17 protein-coding genes and 1 other annotated feature are annotated in these 22,395 nt (G+C 37.0%); of the genes, 13 read left to right on the top strand and 4 right to left on the bottom strand.

Annotated features, from left to right (window positions below; genetic code table 11):
- The first annotated feature begins 347 nt into the window (after window positions 1-347).
- From clpX to yihA, 3 genes are all read left to right on the top strand, one after another.
- The gene (clpX, locus tag KQI21_RS02495; protein ID WP_216482432.1) at window positions 348-1,625 is read left to right on the top strand and encodes an ATP-dependent protease ATP-binding subunit ClpX; all 1,278 of its coding nucleotides are present in this window, start codon (window positions 348-350) and stop codon (window positions 1,623-1,625) included.
- 532 nt (window positions 1,626-2,157) lie between these two features.
- Window positions 2,158-4,494, top strand: coding sequence for an endopeptidase La (gene lon / locus KQI21_RS02500; protein ID WP_216482433.1), 2,337 nt, complete (start codon window positions 2,158-2,160; stop codon window positions 4,492-4,494).
- Entirely contained in the window at window positions 4,475-5,062 is a 588-nt protein-coding gene (gene yihA / locus KQI21_RS02505) for a ribosome biogenesis GTP-binding protein YihA/YsxC (protein WP_216482434.1), read from the top strand. Before lon ends, yihA begins: the two co-directional genes overlap by 20 nt.
- Window positions 5,063-5,777: 715 nt before the next feature.
- On the opposite strand, the gene KQI21_RS02510 is transcribed toward yihA, so the two are convergent.
- A complete protein-coding gene (locus KQI21_RS02510) occupies window positions 5,778-6,260 on the bottom strand; it encodes a LiaI-LiaF-like domain-containing protein (RefSeq protein WP_216482435.1) in 483 nt (160 codons plus the stop codon).
- A gap of 268 nt (window positions 6,261-6,528) precedes the next feature.
- Between KQI21_RS02510 and hemA the strand changes: the two genes are divergently transcribed.
- The 8 genes from hemA to KQI21_RS02550 all read left to right on the top strand — a co-directional run bounded on the left by hemA (window position 6,529) and on the right by KQI21_RS02550 (window position 16,272).
- Window positions 6,529-7,899: a glutamyl-tRNA reductase gene (hemA, locus tag KQI21_RS02515; protein ID WP_216482437.1), complete on the top strand. Its 1,371-nt coding sequence runs from the start codon at window positions 6,529-6,531 to the stop codon at window positions 7,897-7,899.
- A 17-nt stretch (window positions 7,900-7,916) separates the two neighbouring features.
- Window positions 7,917-8,735, top strand: a complete 819-nt coding sequence (gene ccsA / locus KQI21_RS02520) for a cytochrome c biogenesis protein CcsA (RefSeq protein ID WP_216482439.1) — start codon at window positions 7,917-7,919, stop codon at window positions 8,733-8,735.
- An 18-nt stretch (window positions 8,736-8,753) separates the two neighbouring features.
- Window positions 8,754-9,683, top strand: a complete 930-nt coding sequence (hemC, locus tag KQI21_RS02525; RefSeq protein ID WP_216482440.1) for a hydroxymethylbilane synthase — start codon at window positions 8,754-8,756, stop codon at window positions 9,681-9,683.
- Window positions 9,683-10,453 (top strand): uroporphyrinogen-III synthase, encoded by a 771-nt coding sequence (locus KQI21_RS02530; protein WP_216482442.1) that lies wholly within the window; start codon window positions 9,683-9,685, stop codon window positions 10,451-10,453. Before hemC ends, KQI21_RS02530 begins: the two co-directional genes overlap by 1 nt.
- A gap of 2 nt (window positions 10,454-10,455) precedes the next feature.
- Window positions 10,456-11,442 (top strand): porphobilinogen synthase, encoded by a 987-nt coding sequence (gene hemB, locus KQI21_RS02535; RefSeq protein WP_373687618.1) that lies wholly within the window; start codon window positions 10,456-10,458, stop codon window positions 11,440-11,442.
- Between the two features lie 12 nt (window positions 11,443-11,454).
- Entirely contained in the window at window positions 11,455-12,750 is a 1,296-nt protein-coding gene (hemL, locus tag KQI21_RS02540; protein WP_216482443.1) for a glutamate-1-semialdehyde 2,1-aminomutase, read from the top strand.
- Window positions 12,751-13,423: 673 nt separating this feature from the next.
- Window positions 13,424-14,674 carry a LysM peptidoglycan-binding domain-containing protein gene (locus tag KQI21_RS16480; protein WP_216482444.1) on the top strand — a complete coding sequence of 417 codons (1,251 nt, stop codon included), beginning with the start codon at window positions 13,424-13,426 and terminating at the stop codon, window positions 14,672-14,674.
- Window positions 14,675-15,252: 578 nt separating this feature from the next.
- Window positions 15,253-16,272 carry a phosphotransferase gene (locus KQI21_RS02550; RefSeq protein ID WP_216482445.1) on the top strand — a complete coding sequence of 340 codons (1,020 nt, stop codon included), beginning with the start codon at window positions 15,253-15,255 and terminating at the stop codon, window positions 16,270-16,272.
- On the opposite strand, the gene KQI21_RS02555 is transcribed toward KQI21_RS02550, so the two are convergent.
- Window positions 16,269-16,457 (bottom strand): YszA family small membrane protein, encoded by a 189-nt coding sequence (locus KQI21_RS02555; RefSeq protein ID WP_077321147.1) that lies wholly within the window; start codon window positions 16,455-16,457, stop codon window positions 16,269-16,271. The two genes, KQI21_RS02550 and KQI21_RS02555, sit on opposite strands and share 4 nt — an antisense overlap.
- A gap of 267 nt (window positions 16,458-16,724) precedes the next feature.
- Here KQI21_RS02555 and KQI21_RS02560 point away from each other — a divergent pair, with 267 nt between their 5' ends.
- Window positions 16,725-16,871 carry a hypothetical protein gene (locus tag KQI21_RS02560; RefSeq protein ID WP_216482448.1) on the top strand — a complete coding sequence of 49 codons (147 nt, stop codon included), beginning with the start codon at window positions 16,725-16,727 and terminating at the stop codon, window positions 16,869-16,871.
- A 97-nt stretch (window positions 16,872-16,968) separates the two neighbouring features.
- Window positions 16,969-17,260 (top strand) — a binding site (T-box leader).
- A gap of 590 nt (window positions 17,261-17,850) precedes the next feature.
- Window positions 17,851-20,496 (top strand): valine--tRNA ligase, encoded by a 2,646-nt coding sequence (locus KQI21_RS02565; protein ID WP_216482449.1) that lies wholly within the window; start codon window positions 17,851-17,853, stop codon window positions 20,494-20,496.
- Between the two features lie 43 nt (window positions 20,497-20,539).
- On the opposite strand, the gene KQI21_RS02570 is transcribed toward KQI21_RS02565, so the two are convergent.
- On the bottom strand, window positions 20,540-21,409 hold the full coding sequence (locus tag KQI21_RS02570; protein ID WP_216482451.1) for an ATP-grasp domain-containing protein: 870 nt from the start codon (window positions 21,407-21,409) through the stop codon (window positions 20,540-20,542).
- A gap of 16 nt (window positions 21,410-21,425) precedes the next feature.
- On the bottom strand, window positions 21,426-22,325 hold the full coding sequence (locus KQI21_RS02575; RefSeq protein WP_216482453.1) for an ATP-grasp domain-containing protein: 900 nt from the start codon (window positions 22,323-22,325) through the stop codon (window positions 21,426-21,428).
- Window positions 22,326-22,395 lie beyond the last annotated feature (70 nt).

Raw genomic sequence — 22,395 nt, forward strand, 5'->3', positions numbered from 1 at the left:
GCTAGACGAGCCTCGTTAACAATTACATATATTGGGTTCTCTCGCTAATTTGTAATTCAACCGTATTTTTCCATAGACTTAAATTAAGTTTTTAACATATAGTATTACGAGTACACTTAAAAATGGATAAATAAAGCCTGACGTTGTATACTTATTTTCTAGGTTGATCTTATTGGCAAATTAGATTGTGGTGATTACAAGAAAATTGTTTAGTCATTTTACTTAGAATAAATGCAAAAAAGGTTTATTATTTTGTATTTTAAATTCGATCTGATATGATGACTATAAGTTGAAACCTGATAAGCAAATGAATGATAAGAGATTTAAACTTTTAGGGGTGAAAATGGATGTTTAAGTTTAACGAAGAAAAAGGACAATTAAAATGTTCGTTCTGTGGTAAAGGCCAGGATCAAGTCCGTAAGCTGGTGGCTGGACCGGGCGTTTATATATGCGATGAATGTATTGAATTATGTACCGAAATAGTAGAAGAAGAACTTGGAACAGAAGAAGAAACAGAGCTAAAAGAGATACCAAAACCACGAGAAATCTGTGCTATCTTAGACGATTATGTAATTGGTCAAGAAAAAGCAAAGAAAAATTTATCCGTAGCTGTTTATAATCATTATAAGCGGATTAACTCACCCAAGAACAGTACGGATGATGTGGAACTATCCAAAAGTAACATTGCCATGATTGGACCTACAGGTAGCGGAAAAACGTTGCTCGCACAAACACTAGCTCGAATTATCAATGTGCCTTTTGCGATGGCAGATGCGACTTCCCTAACGGAAGCAGGGTACGTTGGTGAGGATGTGGAAAATATTCTGCTTAAACTTATTCAAGCAGCGGACTATGATGTGGAAAAAGCCGAGAAAGGGATTATTTACATCGATGAAATTGATAAAGTTGCCCGTAAATCCGAAAATCCGTCGATCACTAGAGATGTTTCAGGTGAGGGGGTACAACAAGCATTATTGAAAATTTTGGAAGGTACAGTAGCAAGCGTTCCTCCACAAGGGGGAAGAAAGCATCCACATCAAGAATTTATTCAAATCGATACCACAAATATTTTATTTATTGTCGGGGGAGCATTTGACGGTATTGACCAGGTAATTAAACGCCGTCTTGGTAAAAAGGTAATCGGCTTTGGTTCTCATGAAAAACAACAAGATCTAGACATGGGAGAGATATTAGAGAAGGTGTTACCTGAAGACCTTTTGCGCTACGGTCTTATCCCGGAATTTATAGGTAGGATTCCAATAATTGGAAGTCTGACTCCATTAGATGAAGAAGCGCTTGTACAAATTTTGACAAGACCAAAGAATGCGCTTGTAAAGCAATATCAAAAATTGTTCCAGATGGATAATGTTGAATTAGAGTTTGAAGAAGAAGCACTTAAAGAAATTGCTGCAAAAGCTATTGAACGTAAGACAGGTGCACGGGGACTCCGTTCAATTATTGAAGGGATCATGCTTGATGTTATGTTTGAACTGCCTTCTAGAGAAGATATAGAAAAATGTATTATTACGAAAAAAACGGTGGAAAACAATGGTACACCAACACTTGTCTATCGTGATGGAACAGTAACCGAGGGTATTGAGAAGCACCCAAAAGAAAGTGCATAATTATTGAACGCCTAAATATGGATACATGGGAGACTGACTTTATTACACACCATTTGTAACAAGTCAGTCTCTTTTTATCACGCATCTGAGGTGCAGCAAGACTTCTCTTCAAGAGCTATTCTAAGTGGGAGATAACAGTACCTAAATCCCCGATTTGTTCGGATGACAGGACAAGGGAAGGTTTCGGCAGGAATACATCGCACGAAGAAAAAGCGCTTTTCTTTTTCAAGGACAAGGGAAGGCGCAGGAATACATCATATTTTTCAGGGACGCCCGAGATGATAGCCTTTGTTCCACTTCTTATCTGTAGAAAAAGCCCTACGTAGCGAAGTTTCACAGTTCATTGCATAGCTACTTCTGTTTTTTGGATATAATAAGTACAAAAGTTAGTTTTCCATTGATTTTTCCTAAAATCGCAATTATGCTTTTTTAATTGGGAGAAAAAATTTTTACGTTTACAAATGTAGTACTTTTATATAAAATTTAAGAACGTATAATAATACACATTACATATTTTTTGGAGGTACATACCATGACAAATGATAACAGGCAGCTTCCCCTCCTTCCTTTACGTGGATTAATCGTATTTCCATCAATGGTATTGCATCTTGATGTAGGACGAGAAAAATCAATTGCTGCATTAGAAAAAGCAATGATGAATGACCATTACATATTTTTAGCTGCGCAAAAGAAAGTGCGTTTGAAAGAGCCGGAACCAAAGGATATTTATCGAGTTGGTACCGTATCTGTGATTAAGCAAATGATCAAGCTGCCAAATGGCACGATGAGGGTACTAGTAGAGGGCATCTATCGTGGAGAAGTTGTTCGTTATGTGGAACAGGATCAGGAATTTATCGTTGACGTTGATAAACTACCGGATATTGAAGCGGATCATCATGAGCAAGAAGCACTGAAGCGATCTTTATTAAATCAATTCAAACATTATAGCCAGGTTTCACAAAAAATTACGAATGAGACTTTCGAAACGGTAGCAGATATAGACGAGCCTGGCAGAGTAGCGGATATTATCACTTCTCATTTATCATTAAAAATAACAGACAAGCAAACATTACTAGAAATACAAAATATTAAGAAACGTCTGCAAAAGTTGATTCGATATATTTCCAATGAACAAAAAGTGTTAGATTTAGAGAAGAAAATAGGTCAGCGTGTAAAGACGTCAATGGAGAAAACACAAAAGGAATATTATCTACGTGAACAGTTGAAGGCAATTCAAAAGGAATTAGGAGAAAGTGACGGAAAAACCGGAGAGGTTGGCGAATTAAAGGAAAAGATCGACCAGTCTACGATGCCGGATCGTATTCGAGCTGTAGCGCTTAAGGAATTAGATCGGTATGAAAAAGTACCACAAAGCTCAGCGGAAAGCTCTGTTATTCGTAATTATATTGAATGGTTACTTGTATTGCCGTGGACAGAAAAAACGAATGATACCATTGAAATAAAACGTGCAGAGGAAATTTTGAATAAGGACCATTACGGGCTTGATAAAGTGAAAGAGCGCGTTTTAGAGTATTTAGCTGTCCAAAAATTAACCAATTCGATTAAAGGACCAATTCTTTGTCTAGTTGGACCGCCAGGTGTGGGGAAGACATCGTTGGCCAAATCAATTGCAAATGCGATTAATCGAAAATTTATTCGTATGTCGTTAGGTGGTGTGCGTGATGAAGCAGAAATTCGTGGGCACAGGCGGACATACATTGGAGCGATGCCGGGACGAATCATTCAAGGAATGAAAAAGGTAAGAACGATTAACCCTGTATTCTTATTGGATGAAATTGATAAGATGGCACATGATTTTAGGGGAGATCCTGCCTCTGCACTTTTAGAAGTGCTTGATCCGGAGCAAAATAATCAGTTTAGTGACCATTTTATCGAAGAAACATATGACCTATCAAATGTGTTATTTATAGCAACTGCTAACTATATAAATAATATACCTCGACCTTTACAAGATCGCATGGAAGTTATCTCTATTTCTGGATATACTGAAGTGGAGAAGCTGCACATTGGTAAACGGCATCTATTGCCAAAACAATTAAATGAGAATGGATTGAGAAAAGGCCAACTGCAAATTCGTGATCAGGCACTGAAAAAATTGATCCGAATGTATACACGGGAAGCTGGAGTTCGTAATTTAGAAAGAAAGTTAGCAACTTTGTGTCGTAAAGCAGCAAAGATAATTATTTCAGGAACACAAAAACGAGTAGTTATTACGGAAAAAAGCCTTGAGGAACTTTTAGGAAAGCCGTTATATCGTTATGGACTGATGGAGCAGGAAGATCAGGTTGGAGCTGCAACTGGGTTAGCCTATACAGCTGTAGGCGGAGACACATTAACAATCGAAGCTTCCCATTATCCAGGAAAAGGAAAATTAACTCTTACCGGAAAGCTCGGAGACGTGATGCAAGAATCTGCTCAAGCAGCATTTAGCTATATTCGTTCACGTGCAAATGAATTAAAAATTGACCCACTATTCCATGAAAAATATGATATTCATATTCATGTCCCTGAAGGTGCTACGCCAAAAGATGGTCCTTCCGCTGGAATAACAATGGCCACTGCATTAGTTTCTTCATTAACAGGTCGTGCCATTAAGAAGGAAGTTGCGATGACTGGAGAAATTACACTGAGAGGGCGTGTTTTGCCAATAGGCGGATTAAAGGAAAAAGCGTTAAGTGCACATCGAGCTGGAATTACAAAGATCATTATTCCGGAGCTAAACGAAAAAGATATAGAATCCATCCCAGAGAGTGTACGAAAGGACTTAACCTTTATTCCTGTTCGTCACTTGGATCAGGTATTAGAACATGCATTGGCAGGAGGTAAAAATGAAGGTAACCAAAGCTGAAATTGTTATAAGTGCTGTGAGTGAACAGCAGTATCCAAATGATCAGCTTCCAGAAATTGCTTTAGCTGGTCGCTCGAACGTTGGCAAATCTTCTTTTATTAATACATTAATTAACCGAAAAAACTTAGCCAGGACTTCCTCAAAGCCTGGAAAAACACAAACATTGAACTTTTACAAAATTAACGATGCGTTTTACTTTGTCGATGTACCGGGTTACGGTTATGCGAAGGTGTCTAAAAAAGAACGGCAAAAATGGAGGAAGATGATGGAGGACTATTTTACAAAACGATCCTCTTTAAAAGCGGTTCTGCTGATAACGGATATTCGCCATGAACCAACGGACGATGATTTACAGATGTATGATTTTTTGAAGTATTATGAGCTTCCAGTAATTATCATTGGTACAAAATTAGATAAGATACCAAAAAATAAACGCGCCTATCATGTAAAGCGAACAGAAGTCACTTTTCAAATAGAAACGGGGGACATGCTCATACCATTTTCCGCTGAAACTGGGGAGAATAAAGATGAGGCATGGTCTAGTATTCGTCATTATTTAGGGCTCTAATTAAAGTATAGTTAAGAAATATAAGTATAGCAAAACGAGACAATCGCCTACGAAAAGACGATTGCCTCGTTTATTATTACACTATAGTAAAGTATAAAATTTTAGGGTTTATAGTATAAGAAAAACTACAGCTTTCGCTAAAGACTTGGCGACAAGCCAAGTTTTTCTAATCTAGGAAATTATTTTTGTATTAAATTTATCCCGCATGTAAGGTGCCGTAAGACTCCCATATTAAGATCCTGAGTTGGTACAAAAAGGTCTAAGAGGTAGAAAACGGCACCTAAATGCCCGATTGGTTCAACTAACATTCCGTGTAAAAAGCGTTCCACGGAATGAAGTTTCACTTTATCCCGCATGTAAGGTGCCGTAAGCCTCCCACTTCAAGATCCTGAGTTGGTACAAAAAGGTCTAAGAGGTAGAAAACGGCACCTAAATGCCCGATTGGTTCAACTAACATTCCGTGTTCCACGGAATGAAGTTTCACTTTATCCACACCCAGTTCCAATGCTTAGCCCCTCAAGGTGTACTTCACTCCTTCTGCAAACAGTCTCCTTGTTAGAGTTTCTTCCCTTATCAGAGCTGACCAAGGTCTTCTGGCTTTTGTTCTACTATAGGAAAGTATAAAATTTTAGGGTTTATAGTATAAGAAAAACTATAGCTTTCAGCCATAAAGACTTGGCGACAAGCCAAGTTTTTCTAATCTAAAATATATTTCTTATTTCCGTTTTTTTAATAAATAGATACCGGCAATGATTAATAAAATCGGCCAGAACTTTTCCATGTAATCAATGATGATATAAATCCAATTAAACCAGCTAGGAAGCCTTACAGAAAAGATCATGATAACACTAATGGCAATCAATATTAATCCAGGCACGAGACCTTTTTTCGTTTGAAAAAAGCGAATCACAAACGCAATGCCGACAATAAGGAGATACATTCCCCAATGATCAATCCAAAATGGATAGTATGCCAGTCCATAAAAATGAATGCCTAGCCCTAAAACAATTGTACCATTGAATAAATTCTGATAGTTTTTTGTTGCATAACTATGTATGACTAGAACAAGTCCAATTAAAATGATGATTGTCTGCCAAGAATAGAAATTATTAATAATGGGGATGTTTAATTGACGAAGTAAAAAAAACACGCCAATTCCAATTAATAAATAGGCTGTCAAGGTATGCTGCTTTTTCATTCTTTCACCTCATGTCATACAAATCGAATTCTTGCTTCTTTACTGCTATTATGTTAAAGTACAGTCGTGTTAGATGGTAACGACTTATACGTTTAATGCTATCATATTGTTTCAAATTATGTTCACATTTTATTAATTTGTAACGAAATATACATGTTATAATGAAAAATAACAAGCGATTTACTTTATACTTATTATTAAGTAAAAATTTATATTTATAATAGTGATAATAGGGGAATGAGAGCAGGATTATTTGGGGGTAGGTACAATGCATATTTTAAAGGTTGGATTCAATTATAAGACAGCCCCTGTTGAAATAAGGGAAAAACTTGCATTTTTAGAAGAAGATGTCGACCAAGCAATGAGAGCATTAAATGAGAGAAAAAGCATTTTGGAAAATGTTATTGTCTCCACATGTAATCGTACGGAAATTTATGCAGTCGTCGATCAGTTGCACACAGGGCGCTACTATATTAAACAATTCCTCGGTGATTGGTTTCATGAAGAAATGGCTACATTTACCTCTTTTTTACAGATTTCTGAAAATGATGAAGCTATGGAACATTTATTTCGTGTTGTTACTGGACTCGAATCCATGGTACTGGGAGAGACACAAATTTTAGGACAAGTTAGACAGGCATTTTTAACCGCTCAAAAAATGGAAACAACTGGAACAATTTTCAATGAATTGTTTAAGCAAGCAATCACTTTTGGAAAGCGTGTACAGAAGAATACAGCAATAGGCGAACATGCGGTATCTGTCAGTTATGCTGCAGTTGAATTAGCAAAAAAAATATTTGGCAACTTAACGGACAAGAAAGTTGCTATATTAGGTGCGGGGAAAATGGGTGAACTCGCAGTAAAAAACTTTCAAGGTTCAGGTGTAAGACAGATTACCGTAATTAATCGCACGAAAGAAAGAGCAGAATCTTTAGCAATGAAATTCACAGCTGATGTAGAACCAATTGAAAATTTACCAAATATATTACAGAAGGTAGATATTTTACTTACCTCAACAGGCTCATCCTCCGTTGTCTTAACAAAAATAATGATGGAATCGGTACAGAAACACCGAAAAGGAAGTCCATTATTTCTTGTAGATATTGCTGTTCCAAGAGATATAGATCCATCGATTAGTAAATTAGACAATGTTTTCTTATATGATATCGATGATTTACAGCATATTGTTGATGAAAATTTAGAAGCAAGAAAAAAAGCTGCACAACAAGTGGAATTAATGCTAGAAGATGAAATTGTCACTTTTAAAGAGTGGGTGAAAACGCTAGGAGTAGTACCAATTATTTCTGCATTAAGGCAAAAGGCGTTATCAATTCAAGCAGAGACGGTAAAAAGTATTGGCAGAAAAATGCCAGATTTAACGGAACGTGAGAAAAAAGTGATCAATAAGCATACGAAAAGCATTATCAATCAATTGCTTAAAGAGCCGATCAACCAAGCAAAGGAATTGGCAGCAAAGGATCGTTCAGGAGAAGCCTTAAAGCTGTTTATTGATATCTTTGGCATTGAAAGAGAAGTACAGGAAGAAATGGAAAAACAAACAAAAAAAAATCAGATAATCACGTCAATGAATGATAAACAAGTATCCTTTCCTTTAATGGATAAGATAACAACCATATAATGAGAGGATTTCACCATATGGTAGAATTAAAATGGCTTTATGAGTTTATATTAATTATTCACGGGTTAAGCTTGATGGGATACTTTATTGATTTTATTCAGCACAACCGGAGGGTTAACCAAACAGCCTTCTGGTTGCTTGGATTGGTTTGGATTATTCAAACCATTTTTTTATTCTATGAAATGTTTTTTGAAAAGAATTTTCCAATCGTTACGTTAAATGATAGTTTATTTTTTTATTCTTGGGTATTAGTAACCATCTCTTTAGCTGCCAACAAGGTATTTCCTGTTAATTTTATCGTGTTCTTTACGAATACATTCAGTTTTTTTATTCTACTATTCTATTTATTATCCGATGCACAAAAAAACTTAGAAACACATGGGGTGCAACTCGTCCATGAAATACTAATGGCACATATTGTCATTGCAATTATTTCATATGGATTTTTCACGCTGTCCTTTTTACTTTCCTTTATGTATTTAATTCAATACCGGCTGTTAAAAAGGAAACAAGGCTTTAAATGGATGTGGCGTTTCGGTGATCTGAAGCAGTTAGATGGTTATGCTTTTAAAACCGTTACAATTGGTGTGCCTTTATTGTTAATTGCTATCATTTTAGGGATAGTTTGGGCTTATGTGTCCAATTCCGTATTTTATTGGGTTGACTTAAAAACAATTGGTTCGTTCTTTGTATTAGCTGTTTATATTGTATATTTGGCCATACGGATCATTAAAAAGTATAAAGGGAGGTCTATTGCGATATATAACACAGCAGCCTTTCTTCTATTATTAATTAATTTCTTTTTGTTTAGTACATTATCAAATTTTCATTTTTAGTTATGGAGGAGGATTCATTTGCGAAAAATTGTTGTTGGTTCACGAAAAAGTAATCTGGCAGTAACACAAACAAATTGGGTAATAGAGCAATTAAAGCTAGCGGGGATACCAAACGACTTTGAAGTTAAAAAAATTGTTACAAAAGGGGATCAAATACTTGATGTTACGTTATCTAAGGTAGGTGGTAAGGGACTATTCGTTAAAGAAATTGAACAAGCAATGTACGATAAACAAATTGATCTAGCAGTACATAGCATGAAAGATATGCCGGCTTTGATGCCAGAAGGTCTTGTTATTAGTTCTATTCCTGTCCGAGAGGATCATCGTGATGCACTTATTTCTAAACAAAATGTTCGATTTCAGGATTTGCCAAAAGGGGCAATTATCGGCACAAGCAGTTTGCGCCGAGCAGCTCAATTGTTAGCTGCTCGACCTGATATCAAGATAAAATGGATACGTGGAAATATCGAAACACGAATCAGGAAGCTAAAAGAAGAAGATTATGACGCAATTATTTTAGCAGTATCGGGTTTAAAGCGAGTTGGATTAAGCGAATCCTTGATAACAGAATATTTGGCTCCGGACATCTGTGTGCCAGCAGTGGGTCAAGGTGCGCTTGCAATTGAATGCCGGGAGGACGATCAGGAATTACGAGAGATCTTGGCAAAAATAAATGATGAACCGACTGCTCGTACTGTCCGAGCTGAGCGGACTTTTCTTCATTTACTAGAAGGAGGGTGCCAAGTTCCAATTGGTGGCTATGCTTACTTAGAAGAAGATACGATCATTCTTACGGCATTAGTAGGGACTCCAGATGGTAAGACGATTTTAAAAGAAGTGGTACGAGGAAAGGATCCAGAGACTGTCGGAAAAGAAGCTGCTGATTTATTAAAGCAACGAGGTGCTGATCAAATAATTAAACAGGTAAAAGAGGAGCTTGACCAGTAATGGAATTGCCTTTTAAGGGACAGCGGATTCTAATAACCCGGGAAAAAAATAAAGCTGCTGTGTTTGCAGAAAAAATTCGCAGTTTAGGAGGGGAACCATTACAAATCCCCCTCTTAACCATTGTATGTAAAGATACAAAAGACACTTTTTATTATCTTAAAGGAGTAAAGGATTACAGCTGGATTTTTTTCACCAGTGCTAATGGGGTCGATTGTTTTTTTCGGCTTGCTGAACATTATCATATTGGTTTAAACTGGATTGGAAATGTTAAGATAGCAGTCGTTGGTAAAAAAACTGCTAATGCTCTAGCAAAATGGATCAATTATGAGGTTGATTTTATTCCAACCTGTTTTAATGCTGATACGATGGCAGCTGAATTTTTACAAGAATATCCCTTAGCTGATAATCTTTTGCTTATTCGCGGAAATCGTTCACGAGATGTATTACCGAAATGCTTTACAAGAGCTAACAAAACATTTGCTTCACTTGAAGTGTATGAAACACATATAAATAGGCAAATGGAACCTTCATTAAAAACTGCTATTGGAAATTCAATAATTGATTATATTACGTTTACCAGTCCATCTACCGTAGAAGCCTTCGCAGAGATGACGCCAATTCGAAACAAAGCACCATGTGTTTGTATCGGTACGACAACGGAACAGCGGGCAAGGGAGCTTGGCTTTCGGCCCGTGCTCACATCAAGCGAATTTACGATTGATGGCATGATTCAGTGCATGCTGAAAGATCTTAAACAGAAAGGAAGATAACCGTGATTAAAACACCGGAATTTGCTCGTCATCGGAGATTAAGAAATTCTCAAGCGATGCGAGATTTAGTAAGAGAAACACATTTACATGTTGATGACTTTATTTATCCAATGTTTGTTGTAGACGGAGAAAACATCAAACGAGAGGTCCCGTCTATGCCTGGCGTATATCAGGTTTCATTAGATTTATTAGCTGAAGAAGTAAAAGAACTTGAACAGCTAGATATAAAGGCTTTAATTCTATTTGGTGTACCTAAGGAAAAAGATGAGCAAGGTACGGGTGCCTTTGTTGAAGATGGTATTGTACAAGAAGCAACGAGATTAATTAAGAAGGAATTCCCGACGATGCTCGTACTCGCAGATACATGTTTATGTGAGTATACATCACACGGTCATTGTGGTGTAATTCATAATCATGATGTCGATAATGATGCATCATTAAAATTATTGGCAAAAACAGCAGTTTCACAAGCAAAGGCCGGAGCGGATATTATCGCACCATCTAACATGATGGATGGATTTGTAGCAGTTATTAGAAAAGCATTAGACGAGGCTGGTTATACAGAAATTCCGATTATGTCGTATGCTGTTAAATATGCTTCTTCATTTTATGGACCATTTCGTGATGCAGCAGATAGCACACCACAGTTTGGTGACAGGAAAACATATCAAATGGATCCAGCTAATCGATTAGAAGCAATTCGAGAAGCAAAATCAGATGTAGCTGAAGGTGCTGACTTTTTAATCGTGAAGCCAGCTTTAGCCTATTTAGACATCGTTAGAGAAGTAAGAAATAATTTTGATGTACCTATAGTAGCTTATAATGTTAGTGGTGAATATGCTATGGTTAAAGCTGCAGCACAGAATGGCTGGATTGATGAACAAGCGCTCGTCATGGAAAAGCTTGTGTCGATGAAGCGTGCTGGAGCAGATCTCATCATTACCTATTTTGCAAAAGCTGCAGCAAGATGGTTGAAAAATAAGGAATAGGGGGATTTATGGATGGCTAATTTTACGAAATCAGTAGATGCTTATAAAGAAGCAGTAAATTTGATGCCTGGTGGTGTGAACTCACCTGTACGTGCATTTAAGTCTGTTGGGATGTCACCTATTTTTATGGATTCAGGAAAAGGCTCTAAAATCACTGATATCGATGGTAATGAATACATTGATTATGTGTTAAGCTGGGGTCCATTGATTTTAGGTCATGCGGATGAGCGTGTCGTAACAAAGCTAAAAGAAATAGCAGAAAAAGGGACGAGCTTCGGTTCGCCAACTTTACTGGAAAATGAACTTGCTCAATTAGTAATCGAACGTGTGCCATCAATCGAAGTTGTGCGGATGGTTAACTCGGGAACAGAGGCCACGATGAGTGCCCTACGAGTTGCTAGGGGCTACACAGGAAGAGATAAAATTGTAAAGTTTGAAGGAAGTTATCATGGGCATGGAGATTCGCTTTTGATTAAAGCAGGTTCAGGTGTAGCAACACTTGGGCTTCCTGATAGTCCTGGTGTACCAAAATCCATCGCACAAAATACGATTACTGTACCATACAATGATTTAGATGGTGTACGCGATGCTTTTAAAAATTATGGAGATGATATTGCTGCTGTCATCCTTGAGCCTGTTTGCGGTAATATGGGGGTCGTACCACCAAAAGACGGTTTTTTACAAGGCTTAAGAGAGATAACGGAACAACACGGTACATTGTTAATCTTTGATGAAGTAATGACAGGTTTTCGTGTTGACTACAACTGTGCTCAAGAGCATTTTGGGGTTACACCGGATATGACTTGTCTTGGTAAAGTAATCGGTGGTGGTTTGCCAGTGGGTGCATTTGGTGGTAAACGAGAAATAATGGAAAAGGTAGCACCAACCGGTTCTATCTACCAAGCAGGTACGTTATCTGGAAATCCATTGGCTATGACGGCAGGTCTTGAAACATTAAAGGCATTAGATAAATCCTCTTATGAAAAAATTAATCAAAAGGTAGACCGATTAGCAGCAGGTTATAAGGAAGCTAGTGAAAAGTATGATATTCCACTTCATATAAATCGTGCTGGTTCAATGATGGGTGTCTTTTTTACTAATGAAGAAGTAATTAATTTTGCAACTGCTCAAACTGCTAATCTCGATCATTTTGCAAAATATTACCGTCTTATGATTGACCAAGGTGTCTTCTTACCGCCATCACAATTTGAAGGTTTATTCCTATCTACTACACATACAGATGAGGATATCGAACATACTGTTCAAGCGATTGATATTGCTTTTTCAAAATTAAATGAAACAAATTAAAGGGATTTTCATTCATAATTTCTTTTTCCTCCTTAGGTAGACAGATTCAATTAAAAAATCTGATTGCTTAAGGAGGATTTTTTGTACTATAGGAAAGTATAAAATTTTATGGTTTATAGTATAAGAAAAACTACGGCTTTCGCTAAGGACTTGGCGATAAGCCAAGTTTTTCTAATTTTAATCACATTTAAAAAGGATCCACGCGGTGTAGACCTTCTGGTTTAGAGTATGTATTAAGAAGTAACAATAAAGAAACCATGGCTAATAGTAAGTGTAAAGCAGATGATAGCCCCAGTTAGACTTACACTTAAAACCTGAATATTTTCAGAACATTGAGATATGTTTTTAAGCTAAAATTCCATCCTTCTTTAATTTGTATTAACAAAACAACAGTGGTCCAAGTGATAGCCTGGTTGTAACTTATACGTTGAACATTAAAATCTCTACTGCTTGTCTGATCTTCAGTATGTATGTACCAAGAAATAATGTGAGGTGTCTTTTTGATCGACTGTTTAAACATCTTCCATAAGATGTTCTACTTCGAATGTTAGCATTTCTTTTTTGTACTTTACAGATTGGATTGAAAGGCATATCCGAATGATCTAATTCATATAAATGGAATTAGGTATTTACATCATATATGCCACCATATGATGGAAGGAGGAGAAAGCACGTGACAAACGATAGTTCGGTATTTCGTTTTGAATTAAATGAAACGCTCTACTTTGAAAAAGGACAGGAAGTAAACGAAATGCGAGGTGTTTCTTTAGAACCGGACATTTCTATTCATTCCTTTCACGATTATATTACCATCAAAGGGATCATTGAGTTGAAAGGAGAATATGAAAAAAGCGATCGTTTTCAAGTGAAAGAAGATATAGAAACGGATGATTTTCATGCTAAGCGATATGTAGAAGCAGTGGAAGAAATGGATAACGATCTTGCTATTTTTTCTCATCGCTTTCCGGTAGAAATTTCTGTACCAGTAAATCGAGTAGCCGATCTAAATGACGTCAGCGTTTATATTCAAAGCTTTGATTACGAAGTCCCAGAACCGTCTAGGTTCCGCTTATATTCCACGATTGAAATCCATGGCCTCAATAAATATGGCCAATTTAGTCAATCCGAGAATAATAGCGAATTAGATTCTGTACTTTCGGATATGGACAGAGAAACGGAGAGTAACACAGATGTAGAGGAGGAGCAATTCGAATTTGAATTAAAACGCCCAGATGAAGAAACGATGGAGGAGCAGCCAAAAGAAGCGGTGGATTTGCCAATGTTTTCTACTGATGAAGAACAGAATCAGGAGACCGAAAGAAATAATACTTTTAATGATGCAATTGTTGAAGAAACAACTAAGGAGGAAGAAGCAAAAGACATCGTACAAGAAGATACGAAAAGGAAAGAAAATGAAGAAAAAGAGTCTGCAAGCAAAGACGATAAAGAAACCGATGAGACTGGAAGATGGAAATATAAAGAGACCAAATCATTAAAAGAATTTTTTGCCAACACTTCTAAGGATAAAGCGGAAGAGGTAGATGACGAAGAGGATGAATATGATGAGGAAGATTTACATGACGAAGATGAAGAGTACGATGATCAAGACATACACGATGAAGATCATGACATGGAAAGAAAAAAAGCAGAAGATTTTTCACCGGAAATAAGGGAAAACAGTGATAACCAGGAAGATAACGAACGAGTACGAGCTGTTAGTTATTTGTCGGATATGTTTAGTAATTCAGAAGAGGAAAGCTATACAAAGATGCGGCTTTGCATTGTGCAAGAACAGGACACGATTGATTCCATTGCTGAACGGTATCAGATTTCTGCACTGCAGCTAATTAAACTAAATCGATTAGATGAAGATTATGATGTGAAGGAAGGACAATTATTATTTATACCCCATAAGAAAAAATAAAATCTTCCATCCGTCGGAGTAATGGAAATTCCCACGAATGGTTTATTGAAGTTTCACTTTATCCCGCACAGGTGCCGTAAGACTTTCACTTCAAGAGCCTCGAGTTGATACAAAAAGGCCTAAGTGGGAGAAAACGGCACCTAAATGCCCGATTCGTTCAAGGGCCTTTAGGTCATACCCTTGTGGTACTAACATTCAGTAGGAGATGGAAGAAAACTCCTACTGAATCGAAGTTTCACTTTATCTCTTGCCCTTTCTGTTTTCCGAGATAGAAAGGGTATTAAGTTAGTAGAAAGAAGCATGATAAAATTTGATTATTTCTATAAGTGATGTAGGTAGATTATTTCTATAAGTGATGTAGGTAGTCACCTACGTGAGAAACTCGTTGCGCTCTCCTATTTTCGTGACAGGTAAGAACACAAATAATAGTTTGTGGATACAGCAAAGTATAGCCGTAGTTTTAAGGTGTTTTTACATCGTACATATTTTTCAAAAAAAACAAATTGGGTCAAGTAAACAAACAATGAAAAGGGAATTCTCATATCTAACATAAGCATTGGAATTAGGTGGTGACAAATGTGGAGGACATAAAAGCAGTTTTGCAAGCATATTCGGTTCAGCCATTTTACATTGAAAAGAAAACTGACCACCTCTATTGGGTACAGGATCATCAGCAGCAATATGCATTAAAACAGAGCCACTTAACTCTTGAACTGATACCGATGTGGGAAAAGGTATACAGAAAAGCATATGAACAAAATCTATACGCTGTTTTACCTGTATATTTAACGAGGCAGGGAAATATTTTCCAGTATTATAAAGGTAGTATCTATTATTTAACACCTTGGAGAGGCGAAGCGGTAACTACATTTGATAAGCTAACAGCGGAAAGATTCTTTCATAACATTGGCAGGGTGCATGCTAAAACAAAACAGCCACATTCGGTTGTGACAGAGGATTTTTCAACAACCTTTCAACAATATAGAGACCATTGTGAACAGCTAAAACAACAACTGCTCGGTTTTGTTGAACAATACGAAAAGAACCGTTATATGTCCCCATTGGAATTACTTATTTGTACCCAATACAGAGATATTGATTTTTGCTTACAGGAGGGCATCCGGCGAATCGATCAACTCATTTATGAACAGGAGACGGAAAAAAATTGGAATTACAGCCTCTGTCATGGGAACATATACGCATCACATATCCTTAAAAATAAGGAGCAGCTCTACTTTATTAATTGGGAAAAAGCAAGGTTTAATTATCCTGTTTATGATTTAGCTGACTTTTTCAAACACGAAACAAACCATTATGATACGCCTATGGATACATTTCTACAAGCATTTGAATATTATATGAATGAAAATAAATTATCTAAAAAAGAGCTTTATTTACTTATTATCCAATTGTTAGATGCACAACCATACTTAAAACAATTAGAAATGCATGCCAGATCTAGAAAAACAACGATTGAGCAAATCGTTGAATTACAATACGAATTTCGCCGGATATTATTTGGGTTGCATTTTTCTGCTTATGTTGAGAATAAATACGAGACATTGAATTTGGATGATTTAGATGATGAGGAAGATTAAATCCATTCCAAGTAAAACGCAATAAATAGACCAACAAGGATGCCCAATAAAAACACATCAAGCGTAGTCGGAAAAAACAGTGTACGAATTAATTGAAAAATTAATATCGGTAAGGTTACCCTTTCAATTATGATAATACAGTTTCTCGCCCAAGGCGGAAGTCGGTACCGATAATAGCGTGCCATTTTATTCGCCTCGCTTTCACATGATTTTGAATATGTAATATACTATATGTATAGAAACAGGTTAGTTGTGCAAACCTTATAAGGATGTTCAAAAAATCAGGTGAAAAAACTACAAAAATACTATTGTACGAATCAGCGCTGGCGTGCCATCTTTTGTTGTTTAGGAAACGATATTCGTTCCTAAATAGTGAATAACTTTTTTAAAAAGTAGCTTCATCGTCTCAGCCACACATCGCGATTTTTCAAGGACGCCTACGAACTTAACCTTTGATCTATTGCTTCAAGGACAAGGAAAGCTTCGGCAGCAATACATCGCACGCAGAAAAAGCGTTCTTCTTTTTCAAGGAGAAAAAGCACTCCTTGAATGAAGTTTCCCTTTTTTCGTCAGAAGATCTGCCGTTTGTACGTCGCTAACCGAGCGCTTCTAGCTTTTGTTCATACCTACTAATAGAAAGAAGTTGACGGAACTATAGATTACATATAAAATAAATCTATTCCTAATATAATTTCATTAAATGTGTAGAGTGGGAAGAGTACAGAAAAATTGTCACAAAGAAAGGGAAATCAAAGGCTGAAAGTTTCCTTGACGGATGATCTGGAAGGTCGCCCATGAACAGCTTCTTTGAACAAAGCTTTGCGGGTTTGCCTAAGGTTTTAGTAGAAGGAGCCGGTTTGTATACCGTTATCAACCAATGAAGTGTGTATACTGCATTTTTTCCTATTGTCAAAGATGATTGGTGAGAAGCCAAAAAGTATACAAATAAAGGTGGTACCACGGAAAGCATACCCTTTTCGTCCTTTCTTTAAGGATGAAAAGGTTTTTTTATACTATAGGAAAGTATAAAACTTTAGGCTTTATAGTATAAGAAAAACGATAGCTTTCGCCATAAAGACTTTGCGACAAGCCAAGTTTTTCTAATGTTAGAAAGGAGAAACTTTAGTGCTGAAGAGTAATACGGTATCGTGAATATTCTAAGCTTAAGCGAAGGCTAGGCTGTTGCTTGTACCAAAGCTTATCGTCAACTGAGTTCTCGTTAATTAGACGTTATAAAGTGAAACTTCCATGAGTGGGGTTTTCTTTCACCCCCCACTCATGGTTAGTACCTTAATGGTATGACCTAAAGGCCCTTGAACCAATCGGACATTTGACTTTCCGTTATCCCCCACCTAGACTTCTTCGATCCCTCTTACTCTTGAGGTGGGGGTCTTACCGCCAGTTAGATGTGGGATAAAATTGTATAGAAGTTGATTCTTTCAAGTAAGGTACAATTCGCATGTCATCTCTACCAGCGGTTAGTTAAATTGAGAAAAATGCAAATATTCGTCTATAATGTTCTAAGTTTCCATCTGGAACAAAGGAAAAAATTACTTTATCAATTAAGGAGGAATTATGATGAGTGAAGAACAAAAACCATCACTTTCTGCTAAATATAATCCACGTGAAGTAGAAAAAGGGCGTTATCAGTTTTGGTTAGAAGGAAAGTATTTTGAAGCAACAAATGATAAAGAAAAGGAGCCGTTTTCTATTGTTATACCACCACCAAACGTTACTGGTCGCTTACATCTAGGTCACGCTTGGGATACAACGATGCAAGATACGATTTCACGGATGAAGCGAATGCAAGGCTATGATGTACTGTGGCTGCCAGGAATGGATCATGCCGGTATTGCTACACAGGCAAAAGTAGAAGCTAAATTAAAGGAAGAGGGGACGAATCGTTATGAATTAGGAAGAAAAAAATTCCTTGAAAAAGCTTGGGAATGGAAGGAAGAGTATGCTAAGTTTATCCGCAAACAGTGGGGAAAGTTAGGTCTTAGCTTAGATTACTCCAGAGAGCGATTTACTTTAGATGAAGGTTTGTCGGATGCAGTAAAAGAAGTATTCGTTAAACTGTACGAAGAAGGGTTGATTTACCGGGGCGAATATATTATCAACTGGGATCCGGAAACGAAAACGGCTTTATCTGATATCGAAGTAATTTATGAGGAAGTTCAGGGGAAATTTTATCATATGCGCTACCCGTTGAAGGATGGTGAAGAAACGATTGAAATTGCGACAACTCGTCCTGAAACGATGCTGGGAGATACGGCTGTAGCTGTACATCCAAATGATGAAAGATACAAGCATTTAATTGGTAAAAAGGTAATTTTACCGATTGTTGGCCGTGAAATTGAAATTATCGCTGATGAATATGTTGATATGGAATTTGGTTCCGGAGCAGTAAAAATAACCCCTGCCCATGATCCAAATGACTTTGAAATTGGTAACCGTCATAATTTGGAACGTATATTAGTTATGAATGAAGATGGATCCATGAACGAAAACGCTGGAAAATATGAAGGTTTAGATCGGTTTGCTTGTAGAAAACAAATTGTCAAAGATCTTCAAGAACAAGGGATATTGTTTAAAATTGAAGACCATGTTCACCAAGTCGGTCATTCAGAGCGGAGCGGAGCTGTTGTAGAACCGTATCTTTCTACACAATGGTTTGTTAAAATGCAGCCGTTGGCAGATGCGGCGATTAAATTGCAACAGGGAGAAGAAAAGGTTAACTTTGTTCCCAAACGTTTTGAACGAACGTATTTAAATTGGATGGAAAATATACGCGACTGGTGTATTTCCCGTCAATTATGGTGGGGACACAGAATTCCTGCTTGGTATCATAAAGAAACAAATGAAATTTATGTCGGTAAAGAACCTCCAGCTGATATTGAAAATTGGGAGCAAGATGAAGATGTTTTAGATACATGGTTTTCATCAGCATTATGGCCGTTTTCTACAATGGGGTGGCCAAATACGGATGCAGAGGACTTCAAACGTTATTTTCCGACTGGTGTTCTTGTTACAGGCTATGATATTATCTTTTTCTGGGTTGCTAGAATGATTTTTCAATCGAAGCATTTTACGAAGCAGAAGCCGTTTCATGATGTGCTAATCCATGGATTAATTCGTGATGCAGAAGGAAGAAAAATGAGTAAGTCATTAGGAAATGGCGTTGATCCAATGGATGTCATTGATAAATATGGTGCCGACTCATTGCGGTATTTCTTATTAACAGGGTCAACTCCCGGTCAGGATTTGCGATTTCATTGGGAAAAGGTAGAATCAACTTGGAATTTTGTCAATAAAGTTTGGAATGCATCCCGTTTTTCACTAATGAATTTGGAAGGTTTCACTTATGAAGATATTGACCTATCAGGAGAAAAATCACTTGCTGATAAATGGATTTTGACTCGCTTAAACGAAACCATTGAACATGTTACAAAAAACACGGACAAATATGAGTTCGGTGAAGCCGGACGTCATCTTTATAATTTCATTTGGGATGAATTATGTGACTGGTATATCGAAATGGCAAAATTACCATTATATGGTGATGGTGAGGAAGAAAAACAGACAACTCGCTCTATCCTTGTCTATGTTTTAGATCAAACGATGCGCATGCTTCATCCATTTATGCCATTTATTACGGAAGAAATTTGGCAACAATTACCACACCGAGGCGAGTCGATAACGGTAGCTAAATGGCCAGAGAAACGAGAAGAACTTCACGATGAAAAAGCTGCGAAAGAAATGAAACGACTAGTTGCCATTATTAAGTCCGTCCGTAATATTCGTGCAGAAGTCGATACACCAATATCGAAGCCGATTCAACTTATAATTCAGGCAGAAAGTGACCAAATTGTTCAAGAATTAGAAAGTAACCGTCATTATTTAGAGCGTTTTTGTAATACGAGTGAACTAATAATTTCGGTAAATGTTAAAGCTCCAGAAAAAGCGATGACCAGTGTCGTAACGGGTGTAGAATTATTCTTACCGTTAGAAGGTTTAATTGATTTCGATAAGGAAATTGCTAGGCTCGAGAAAGAACTTGCAAAATGGACAAAAGAAGTAGAACGGGTGCAAAAAAAACTTGCCAATCAAGGGTTTATTAATAAAGCACCAGAAGCTATTGTTGAAGAAGAAAAACAAAAAGAAAAAGATTATCTTGATAAACAAGCGAAAGTGCAAGCAAGACTGAATGAACTGAAAGGATAAATTAGGTTACACAAAGGCAAAGGAAAATGAACAGGCTGGGGGCCTATAATCCCTGCCTGTTCATTAATTGTTCGCTTATATGTTTTACATATAAGCGCAGAAGATTGATATCACTGACAGCACTTAATGTACGAGAACCAACCACATCTTCAATTTCATTAAAAAGTAATTCTCCATTTAAGCCAACTAAAAAATCAATTCCTACCATGTCAAATGGGAAATGGTCCACGATTTTTTGCACCATACGGTATTCCTTTTTCGTTAGGTGATATAAGCTTGCACTCCCTCCAAGCTTATAGTTTGCTCGAAAATCTGTGTGACTTTTTCGTAAAACAGCAGCGATAATATGTTTTCCGATTACAAATACCCGGACATCTTGTCCGTGCCTTACCTGGCTGGACTGAAGGACGAAATCGGTTGCCGGTAGTGATTTCTTATAAGCTGTATATTCCTGTTCATTTTTGATGAAATAAACTTGTTGTCCACCTCGTCCGCCTACCTCTTTCATAACAAAGGGGTACGGAAATGGCGGATTTGCTGGTAAGTCTAATTTTTTACAATAGACCGTATCAACCATGGGGATACCTAATGGATTAACGTAGTGATGTGTCAATGCTTTATGATTACAAATCGTTGCTATTCGTGCATTGTTACATACCACCACTCCACATGTTTCCAGATGCAGGCTAAGCATTGGATCTACCGTACGGACAACAGCAAAATCTGGTAAGACAGGAAGGGTTTTATTTAATAACACAGTATGTTTATTATTCAGAACACCGATGGTTAGATTTTCCCGATGGATTAGTTCAAGCTCGATCGATTGTAAAGCAGCTTCTTTAATGAACCAATCGATGTAGGCCTGATTGATACCAATATCTTTTTTACTGTAGATTAACCACCCTTTAAGCATTGTACACTCCTTCCATTCAGTCACTTTCACTGATTGCATGTAAAATATAGTCTATCATAAAATCTGCTACATTTATTCCGGTACAGTCGTATAAATTATGAATATGCGCATTGGAGTTAACTTCACAGACAATGGGGTTCTGATCAGGACCAAATAATAAATCCACACCAGCAAAATCAGCACCAATTGCTTTCGTTGCTTTAATTGCCAATTCTTGCTCGATGTCATTTGGCTGATATGCTTCCATCGTTCCACCTGCTGTAACATTGGCCCGAAAATCATTTGCCGATTGACGTTTCATTGCTGCTACAACTTGATCGCCTACAACATGCAGCCGTAAATCTACACCATAGCTGGAAGTAATAAATTCTTGCAACATAAAAGGATTTGTCCCTAACGTTTCCATTTTTGTAGACAATTCCTGCTCTGTATGTACAAGATATACCTGTTCACCAAAAGAACCAAATGCTTCTTTAACAATCATAGGGAAACCAAACGCCTCGACTGTTGATTGAATAATCGTTTCTTTAACCTCGGTTGCGAAAAATGTCTTTGGATAAATAATCGTTCTTGGAATAGGCAAGTTGACTGCCGCCAGTTTTTGATAAGTAGCAATTTTATCATCACTGATTCGAATTGCCTCTGATTGATTAAATACAGGAATGCCAAGCAACTCCAGCTGCTTTGCTAAGTAAATATCTTTATCCGTAAAGACAACATAATCCGGTAGCATCTGTAAATGGTCTACTAAAATTTGCAAATTGCTTTTTGCTAAATAAGCGAGCACATCCCTATTGGAAAAAATAGTAGCCTTGCTTCCATTCTGTTCTGCCGCTGATTGAATCCATTCAGCAAAGTCAATAAATTTATTACCTGGTAAACTATCATTATATATAATCCAACCATTTTTGTGCATGTTTTCGTTCCTTTCTGATATACTGATAAACATCGACAGAATTAGCATGGATGGAACCAATACTTAGTAA

Origin of the sequence: Virgibacillus proomii, from assembly GCF_018916875.1 — a bacterium.
Classification (GTDB): Bacteria; Bacillota; Bacilli; order Bacillales; family Amphibacillaceae; genus Virgibacillus; species Virgibacillus proomii_B.

What these genes read in the sequence shown, in the direction of transcription:
- yihA (WP_216482434.1), top strand. Translation starts at nt 4,475, where the DNA reads ATGAAGGTAACCAAAGCTGAAATTGTTATAAGTGCTGTGAGTGAACAG.
- KQI21_RS02510 (WP_216482435.1), bottom strand. Translation starts at nt 6,260, where the DNA reads ATGAAAAAGCAGCATACCTTGACAGCCTATTTATTAATTGGAATTGGC.
- clpX (WP_216482432.1), top strand. Translation starts at nt 348, where the DNA reads ATGTTTAAGTTTAACGAAGAAAAAGGACAATTAAAATGTTCGTTCTGT.
- KQI21_RS02575 (WP_216482453.1), bottom strand. Translation starts at nt 22,325, where the DNA reads ATGCACAAAAATGGTTGGATTATATATAATGATAGTTTACCAGGTAAT.
- ccsA (WP_216482439.1), top strand. Translation starts at nt 7,917, where the DNA reads ATGGTAGAATTAAAATGGCTTTATGAGTTTATATTAATTATTCACGGG.
- hemL (WP_216482443.1), top strand. Translation starts at nt 11,455, where the DNA reads ATGGCTAATTTTACGAAATCAGTAGATGCTTATAAAGAAGCAGTAAAT.
- hemA (WP_216482437.1), top strand. Translation starts at nt 6,529, where the DNA reads ATGCATATTTTAAAGGTTGGATTCAATTATAAGACAGCCCCTGTTGAA.
- KQI21_RS02555 (WP_077321147.1), bottom strand. Translation starts at nt 16,457, where the DNA reads ATGGCACGCTATTATCGGTACCGACTTCCGCCTTGGGCGAGAAACTGT.
- KQI21_RS02570 (WP_216482451.1), bottom strand. Translation starts at nt 21,409, where the DNA reads ATGCTTAAAGGGTGGTTAATCTACAGTAAAAAAGATATTGGTATCAAT.
- lon (WP_216482433.1), top strand. Translation starts at nt 2,158, where the DNA reads ATGACAAATGATAACAGGCAGCTTCCCCTCCTTCCTTTACGTGGATTA.
- KQI21_RS02565 (WP_216482449.1), top strand. Translation starts at nt 17,851, where the DNA reads ATGAGTGAAGAACAAAAACCATCACTTTCTGCTAAATATAATCCACGT.
- KQI21_RS02530 (WP_216482442.1), top strand. Translation starts at nt 9,683, where the DNA reads ATGGAATTGCCTTTTAAGGGACAGCGGATTCTAATAACCCGGGAAAAA.